This is a genomic window from Halomonas sp. SIMBA_159, from assembly GCF_046536035.1.
GTDB classification, from domain to species: Bacteria; Pseudomonadota; Gammaproteobacteria; order Pseudomonadales; family Halomonadaceae; genus Vreelandella; species Vreelandella venusta_A.
In genome coordinates this window covers 1-241 of sequence record NZ_JAWJBT010001474.1, presented here as the reverse complement: position 1 = coordinate 241, position 241 = coordinate 1, and the positions used below count along the sequence as shown (strand labels likewise).

Below are 241 nucleotides of genomic sequence, written 5' to 3'. Positions count from 1 at the left end.
ACAGTACATGGGTGATCTCATCAGTTGGGGTGCAATCGGTGCGCGTACCACTGAGTCCCAGGTTCACCGTGAACTGGCCTCTGGTTTGTCGTGTCCGGTGGGATTTAAAAACGGTACAGACGGCAATATCAAAATTGCCACTGATGCTATCGGTTCCGCCAGTGCGCCACACCATTTCCTGTCGGTAACCAAGTTCGGTCATTCCGCGATTGTATCGACGGCGGGTAATGAAGACTGCCAT

Annotated in this window: 1 pseudogene; it reads left to right on the top strand. The window is 52.7% G+C overall.

Going from position 1 to position 241, the window contains the following annotated elements:
* A pseudogene (locus R0J87_RS24135) lies at positions 1–241 on the top strand (3-deoxy-7-phosphoheptulonate synthase); the annotation flags it as partial.